This window comes from Empedobacter sp. UBA7494, assembly GCF_002478465.1.
Classification (GTDB): Bacteria; Bacteroidota; Bacteroidia; order Flavobacteriales; family Weeksellaceae; genus Empedobacter; species Empedobacter falsenii_B.
Genome location: NZ_DLOC01000083.1, coordinates 23,375 through 30,999, shown reverse-complemented (window position 1 = coordinate 30,999; position 7,625 = coordinate 23,375). Strand labels below are relative to the sequence as shown.

Here is a 7,625-nt window from a genome sequence, read left to right as displayed (position 1 = left end):
GTATTCAACAACATTTAATTCGTTATTAATAGCATCGTCAGGCTCATAATTTCCAGTTGTAGGATTGAACGAGAAATCCGATAAAACAGCCAATGCATTAATTAAACGAAAGTGTGTAGTACCAGCAGGAGCAGAAACCAATTCAGCAGGATTAAATGCTGCAACAATAAATTCCGCTTCGTTTCTATCAACGTTGTGTTCCACATCATAAGGCGCATTAAAAACACCATTAATCGAAAGCTTTTTGTCAAACTCAAAACCAATTAAATATTGGCGTTGAGTAGAAACTTCAACTTTTCGATAACCTCTGGCTTCTGTACCATCTTCCAAATTGATTTTCTTCATTACCGAAGTTAATCGACCTGTCACTTGACTATCTGCCATTTTACTCATGACTTGAGAAAGAGCGGTACGCAACGATTTTCCAGTTCTTGCACAACCACCAAACTCATTCATATTTTCACGAGTACGTTCAAACTCAGGCGCAGTTTTCACTTGCTGAGCTGTAGGACCACCAACTAAACCAGCATAAAAACCTGGTTGTCCCTTAATTTTAAAATGACGTACATCTCCAATCGTTCCGATGTACTTCATTAGTCCTTTTTGTCTTGCCATAACTTTAAATTTATTAGTTAAACATTTGAGAATAATACTATTACAAAGTTGAATAATTAAATTTGTATAGACAATATGTAACTAACTGCAATACAATGAAATACAGTGCTAAAGAACCTTGCTACCTGGAAACATTTTATAATGTATTGGAAATCAAAGATGCAGATACTTTGGTTGTGAAACACGCTTTTTCGAAACAAGAAAAAGAAATTCGATTATACGGAATAGATGCACCAGAAATCCGAAAGAATAGAAAATTAAAAATAGATGAAGAAAAAACGCATCTTCCTGCTAGTTTGTTGATCGAGTTAGGATGAGACGTAAGAAATTACCTAACTAACGTTTTGAGTGTTGGAGATAGAGTAACCATACTTACAGAAATAAAAAATGCCTACGATTTTTATCATAGGTAATTAGGTTATGTCATCCTGGAATCAGGCGAATGTTTGAATGAATTGTTGCTTCAAAATGGATATGCCAAAGCATCAAGAGGCTATTATTGTTCCAAATTAGCAGAATATCAGTTGATGAATCGTACTGCTCAGTTAAATAAAATCGGTTTATATGCTCGAATTTCGCATTTTTAAGTCTATATCAAATGTTAAAATTTCGTTTTTTATGGCTTAAAATCTATGCTCAACAAAGACTTAAAACATACTTTTTCAATTGTTGTACTTATGTTGTATCAAATGTTATAATATGAGTAACTAACCCAATAAAATCAACACTTTGCAAAGAAACTTTGGATATAGTTGAATTATCTGAAGAAAGCGTTAAGAAAATAGACAAAATTCAACGTTCTTATTTGATTGAATTGAAAGTTCCGTCAAATAAATTGCGCGAGCATGTCAAATTTGCAGTGGAGAAAGGAATTATTATCGATCATATTTTAATTAATAATGAAGAAATGACCTTTGAGAAATATGAGAATGAGTTGAAAAATGAAAACAATAAAGCAGTTAAAATTTCGCAACAAATCGAAAATAAAGTCAACAAAGCGTTGATAAATGATGCGATTTCTTATGCGACTATTGCATATCAATTATCAGAAGAACCACGAGTTGTAACGAATATTTTACCACAAACCGATCTGAAAGCGTATAGAGAAATCAACTTAGGATATGAGTTAAAACAAAGTTGGAAAGATGGAATGTATCATTTCAAATCAATTTTGATTATTTTCTGTCAATTTCTGCCAACTATTCTTTCGGTATTGTTTTTGTTTTTTAGTATCAAGTATGTTGTGAAAGTAGTGAAGAATAAAGAAACGAAACAAAAAATATAAGTAAATCTCTATTTGTCAAATGAATAAGAAAAAACTGATAATATTTAGGTTTTTGTATTGATTAGAAGTAAAAAAATACTATTTTTGCAATAGAAGCTAGAATAATTGAAATTCTCAGGAGATGGAAAAAATGGTGAAATTTAATGAACTTGAAAACAAAATTTTAAGTGTTTTAGGCCAACTTGGGAATTATAAAGATATATTGAAGGGCGCTGAAAACTCGATACAAGAATTGGAAAAATTGCAAAATGAAATCAATTCTCTAAAAGAAGAAAATGCCCGATTGAAAAATAAATTGAGAGATTCGCAAGCGAATAACTTAAATTTAAATGAGGAGGTAAAACGATTAAAAGTCGTTAATGCAATGAGCGGAAATCAGGAGTACAAACAAATGATGAAGCAAAGAATGAACAAATTAATAAAAGAAGTCGATACGTGCATCGCTCAAATTAAAACTAATAATTAATAAAAAGAATGTCAACTCAACGAATTGAGATAAAAATTGCTTCACGTTATTACCCAATGACGATTAATTCTGAAGAGGAAGAAATGTTACTTTCTTGTGCAGAAGAAATAAATGGTATTTTGAAACAATTTGAACAAAAGTACGCTGTTTCTGACAAACAAGACGCGCTTGCAATGGTGACAATTCAGTTAGCTTTACGCGAAGCAAAGCTGAAAAAGCAAGTGAAAGATAACGAAGAAATGACAACAGAACGCATTTCGAAGTTATTAGAATTGATTGATCAGTCAATCGCAAAATAAGAGAAGTTCTGACAGTTGTGAAACTGTCCACTAAACAATATTCCTACATTAGTTCTAGCTATTTTGGTTAACTCAACACTAGTTTTGTTACCGAGTGAACACCGTTCGGAAAGCGGGCCGCAACCTTTTAGGTTCATTTATTTGACAGCGGATACTTGACTGACGGACTAACTCAAATCCTGTTTACAGGAGTTAACTCAAAACATACTTTACTAATGTAGGTTTTTTTATATATAAACATTACATAATCTATGGACCCAATTATGACAATAATTATTGCAATTGTTACATTAATCATAGGTGCAGCGGTGGGATATTTCTTATCAAAAAAATCAGTTGATAAACAGAATCAAGAACTGATTGACGAAGCAACTCGCAAAGCACAAAATTTGATTAATGATGCTGAGAAAGATGGTGAAGCCATTAAAAAAGAGAAAATTTTTCAAGCCAAAGAAAAATTTTTAGAATTAAAATCTAAACACGAAGAAGTTGTTAATCAACGTGAAAGAAAAGTAGCTGATGCTGAGCTTAAAGTAAAAGAACGTGAAGAGAGAATCAAAACGGACTTAGTAGAAATTCAGAAACAAAAAGATCAGATTAAATCTGAGAAAGGAAATATACAAGCACGAACAGAAAAGCTTAATATTAAGCAAAAAGAAGTGGATACGATGCACAAAAAACAAGTAGAAATACTTGAAAAAATTTCGAATTATTCTGCTGATGAAGCACGTGCTGAATTGATTGAAGTCTTGAAAGACGAAGCAAGAACGAAAGCACAAGCTCATATCCAAGAAATTATGGAAGAGGCTGAATTAGATGCGAAAAATGAAGCGCGTAAAATTGTAATTTCTTCTATTCAACGAATCGGAACAGAGCAAGCGATAGAAAATGCAGTTTCTGTGTTTAACATTGAATCTGATGAAATCAAAGGACGTATCATTGGTCGTGAAGGACGTAATATTCGTGCAATAGAAGCTGCTACAGGAGTTGAAGTCATTGTTGATGATACGCCAGAAGCGATTATCCTTTCTTGTTTCGATCCTGTTCGTCGTGAAATTGCTCGTTTATCTTTACATCGTTTAGTAACAGACGGACGTATTCACCCAGCACGTATTGAGGAAGTTGTTGCGAAAACAACAAAACAAATCGAGGACGAAATCATCGAAGTTGGTAAGAAAACAATTTTAGATTTAGGAATCCACGGTTTACACAAAGATTTAGTTCGTATCGTTGGACGTATGAAATATCGTTCTTCTTATGGTCAAAACTTGTTACAACACTCTCGCGAGGTGGCAAATTTAGCAGGAACGTTGGCTGCGGAATTAGGATTGAATCCTAAGTTAGCGAAACGTGCAGGTTTATTACATGATATTGGTAAAGTGCCGGAGCAAGAATCTGAATTACCTCACGCAATTTTGGGTATGCAATGGGCAGAAAAATATGGAGAACATCCAGACGTAATTAATGCAATTGGAGCTCACCACGACGAAATAGAGATGACTTCTTTAATTTCGCCACTTATACAAGTTGCCGATGCAATTTCTGGTGCTCGTCCAGGTGCTCGTCGTCAGGTTGTGGAATCGTATATGCAACGTCTGAAAGATTTAGAAGCTACGGCTCTTAACTTTGATGGTGTAGAAAAAGCATACGCTATCCAAGCTGGTCGTGAGTTGCGTGTGATTGTAGAAAGTGATAAAGTTGATGACACAAAAGCAGCTGAATTATCGTTCTTAATTTCGGATAAAATTCAAAACGAAATGACTTATCCAGGTCAAGTTCGTGTAACTGTAATTCGTGAAACACGTGCAGTAAATATTGCAAGATAAAATTTAGAATTTATCATATTCTTTAGGCAAGTCTACAACAAGGCTTGCCTATTTTTTTGTTAAATTATAGAAAATTAATCCAAGTTATAGTTGTTATTTTGATAAAAATTATTAAATTATAACGAATAAAAATTCAAAAATAATTAATTAATAATCAAATAATTAACAACTTGTTGATAACCTTTTTAATTTTTAAGATTACAAAATTTTTAATTGTAAAATCTTATCTTAATTTTGAAAGAATCGATGAGTAATTGAAACGAAAATGTAACCCTATTGAGGTTCAAATTTCTAAATAAAATAAAAGAACCAACTTCATTTATTTTGATGAAAGAATTCGTTTTTACCAAAGTTTATTAATCTAAAAAGTCCAAAAAACTATGTCTATTTTTGATAAAAGGGTAAATTATAAACCATTTGAATATCCTGAAATTTTAACCTTTACAGAAGCAATCCAAAAAGCATATTGGGTACACGGAGAAGTAGATTTTACTTCAGATATCCAAGATTATCATGCTAATTTAGATGATGCGAAACGCGAAATTCACAAACGTTCTATTTTATCAATTGCGCAAGTAGAGGTAACGGTAAAAGGATTTTGGGGAGATTTGTATCATTATTTTCCAAAGCCAGAATTGAATGGATTAGGTGCTACTTTTGCAGAATGTGAGTTTAGACATAGTGAAGCGTATTCGCGTATTTTGGAGGTAAATGGTTATTTAGATGAGTTTAATGTAGCCTTGCAAAATCCAATTTTCAAAAGTTATAATACGTTTGTTGGAGAAATTATGCGTGACGAGAACAAATCAATTGTAGAGAAATTATTGTTTTTTGCATTGGTAATCGAAGATAGTTCGTTATTCTCGAAATTTGCAAATATTTTGGCATTTACACGTTTTGATGGTTTAATGAAAAATACAGCAAATATCATTGCTTGGACATCTACAGATGAGCAAATTCACGCAAATGCTGGGATTTATTTGATTAATAAAATTCGTGAAGAAGGTTTATTACCAGAGGAATTAGATCAAAATTGGGTAGAAACTGCTGTTCGTGGTTATATTGACCAAGAAAAAATGATGTTAGATTGGATTTTCGAGAAAGGAGAATTTGGTTATTACTCAAAAGCAGATTTATTAAACTATATGAAATACCGTATTGATGAAGCAATTGCTAAAATTGGATACAAAAAAATATTTCATATTTCCCAAGAACAGTATAAACCGATGGCTTGGTTTGAGGAAGAAGTTTTTGCGAGTAGTTTAGACGATTTTTTCGCAAAAAGACCAGTAGATTATACTAAACATGACAAAAGTATTTCGGCAGACGATTTATTTTAAACCGCCGAAACTTTTTATCAAAAACACAACTATAAATAAAATTATTTAACAATATCACATCATTATAAATTCTAAAGCTATGGACAATCCAATACCACACGATGACATTCAAAATATATTTTTTGACGGTGAAGCACCAAAATTATGGTGGAAAAACTCTGAATCTGAACAAATTTTGAATAGAGGTTATTTATTGAAAGGGGAAACAGTTGAAGGAGCTATAGATCGTATCACAGCTGCGGCTGCAAAACGTTTATACAAACCAGAATTGCAAGAATCTTTCAAAGAAATGATAGAAAGAGGTTGGATGAGTTTATCATCTCCAATTTGGGCAAATATGGGAACAGAGCGTGGTTTACCAATTTCTTGTTTCAATGTTCATATTCCAGATAGTATTGAAGGAATTACGCATAAATTAGGAGAAGTTATTATGCAAACTAAAATCGGTGGTGGTACTTCTGGTTATTTTGGTGAATTGCGTGAGCGTGGAGCGGCGATTACAGATAACGGAAAAAGTAGTGGAGCTGTTTCGTTTATGGAATTGTTCAATTCTGCGATGAATGTGGTTTCTCAAGGTTCTACACGTCGTGGAGCTTTTGCGGCTTATTTGGATATTGACCATGATGATATCGAAGAATTCTTGAAAATTAAATCGATAGGAAGTTCAATTCAGAATTTATTTTATGGTGTTTGTGTACCAGATTATTGGATGCAAGAAATGATTGATGGAGATGCGGATAAACGTCAAATTTGGGCGAAAGTTTTAGAGTCTCGTCAAGAAAAAGGATTACCATATTTATTCTTTACAGATAACGTAAATAAAAATAAACCACAGGTTTACAAAGATTTAGGAATGTCAATTAATGCTTCTAATCTTTGTTCAGAAATTATGTTGCCTTCATCTGCTGATGAATCATTTATTTGTTGTTTATCTTCTATGAACTTAGAGTTATACGATGAATGGAAAGATACTGAGGCAGTACGTTTAGCAATTTTCTTTTTAGATGCAGTTTTACAAGAATTCATCGAAAAAACAGAAGGAAATCATTATTTAGCATCAGCTAATCGTTTTGCAAAACGTCACCGTGCTTTAGGTTTAGGTGTATTAGGGTGGCACTCTTATTTACAACGCAACATGATACCTTTCGAAGGAATGGAAGCGAAATTACGTACAACAGAAATTTTCAAGCATATTCAATCTAAAGCAGATAAAGCTTCGGAAGAATTAGCTCGTATTTATGGTGAACCAGAAGTTTTAAAAGGTTACGGACGTCGTAATACAACAACTTGTGCAATTGCACCAACTACGTCTTCTTCTGCGATTTTAGGACAAACTTCTCCAGGAATTGAACCGTTTGCTTCAAATTATTACAAAGCAGGTTTATCGAAAGGAAACTTTATGCGTAAGAATAAATATTTGACTAAATTATTACAAGAAAAAGGAATCGATAACGAAGATATTTGGCGCGAAATCATGTTGAATGGTGGCTCTGTGCAACATTTAGAACAATTGACAAAAGAGGAAAAAGATGTGTTCAAAACATTCAAAGAAATTTCTCAATTAGAAATTGTTCAACAAGCAGCGATTCGTCAAAAATATGTAGATCAATCGCAGTCATTAAACCTAAATATTCCACCAGATTTACCTGTGAAAGAAGTTAACCGTTTGATGATCGAAGCTTGGCAATTAGGTGTAAAAACATTGTACTATCAGCGTTCACAATCAGTTTCTAAGGAATTAGTTGCAAACTTAGTTTCTTGTTCTTCTTGTGAAGCTTAATAGGAAATGATATA

General features: G+C 32.8%; 9 protein-coding genes. 8 read left to right on the top strand and 1 reads right to left on the bottom strand.

Going from position 1 to position 7,625, the window contains the following annotated elements:
- Positions 1–615, bottom strand: a 615-nt coding sequence (locus B4E95_RS09960) for a hypothetical protein (protein WP_291091391.1), incomplete at its 3' end; no start/stop codon positions are given.
- A 95-nt stretch (positions 616–710) separates the two neighbouring features.
- Here B4E95_RS09960 and B4E95_RS09955 point away from each other — a divergent pair.
- From B4E95_RS09955 to B4E95_RS09925, 8 genes are all read left to right on the top strand, one after another.
- Positions 711–932 carry a hypothetical protein gene (locus tag B4E95_RS09955; RefSeq protein WP_291091390.1) on the top strand — a complete coding sequence of 74 codons (222 nt, stop codon included), beginning with the start codon at positions 711–713 and terminating at the stop codon, positions 930–932.
- A gap of 108 nt (positions 933–1,040) precedes the next feature.
- On the top strand, positions 1,041–1,202 hold the full coding sequence (locus B4E95_RS13145; RefSeq protein ID WP_414647149.1) for a hypothetical protein: 162 nt from the start codon (positions 1,041–1,043) through the stop codon (positions 1,200–1,202).
- Positions 1,203–1,357: 155 nt separating this feature from the next.
- Positions 1,358–1,900, top strand: coding sequence for a hypothetical protein (locus tag B4E95_RS09950; RefSeq protein ID WP_291073381.1), 543 nt, complete (start codon positions 1,358–1,360; stop codon positions 1,898–1,900).
- A 130-nt stretch (positions 1,901–2,030) separates the two neighbouring features.
- Positions 2,031–2,366: a hypothetical protein gene (locus tag B4E95_RS09945; protein ID WP_291091389.1), complete on the top strand. Its 336-nt coding sequence runs from the start codon at positions 2,031–2,033 to the stop codon at positions 2,364–2,366.
- A gap of 8 nt (positions 2,367–2,374) precedes the next feature.
- Positions 2,375–2,665 carry a cell division protein ZapA gene (locus B4E95_RS09940; RefSeq protein ID WP_291061802.1) on the top strand — a complete coding sequence of 97 codons (291 nt, stop codon included), beginning with the start codon at positions 2,375–2,377 and terminating at the stop codon, positions 2,663–2,665.
- 263 nt (positions 2,666–2,928) lie between these two features.
- A complete protein-coding gene (rny, locus tag B4E95_RS09935; RefSeq protein ID WP_371202802.1) occupies positions 2,929–4,491 on the top strand; it encodes a ribonuclease Y in 1,563 nt (520 codons plus the stop codon).
- Positions 4,492–4,871: 380 nt separating this feature from the next.
- Positions 4,872–5,831: a ribonucleotide-diphosphate reductase subunit beta gene (locus tag B4E95_RS09930; protein WP_291091388.1), complete on the top strand. Its 960-nt coding sequence runs from the start codon at positions 4,872–4,874 to the stop codon at positions 5,829–5,831.
- 79 nt (positions 5,832–5,910) lie between these two features.
- On the top strand, positions 5,911–7,611 hold the full coding sequence (locus B4E95_RS09925; RefSeq protein ID WP_115001235.1) for a ribonucleoside-diphosphate reductase subunit alpha: 1,701 nt from the start codon (positions 5,911–5,913) through the stop codon (positions 7,609–7,611).
- Positions 7,612–7,625 lie beyond the last annotated feature (14 nt).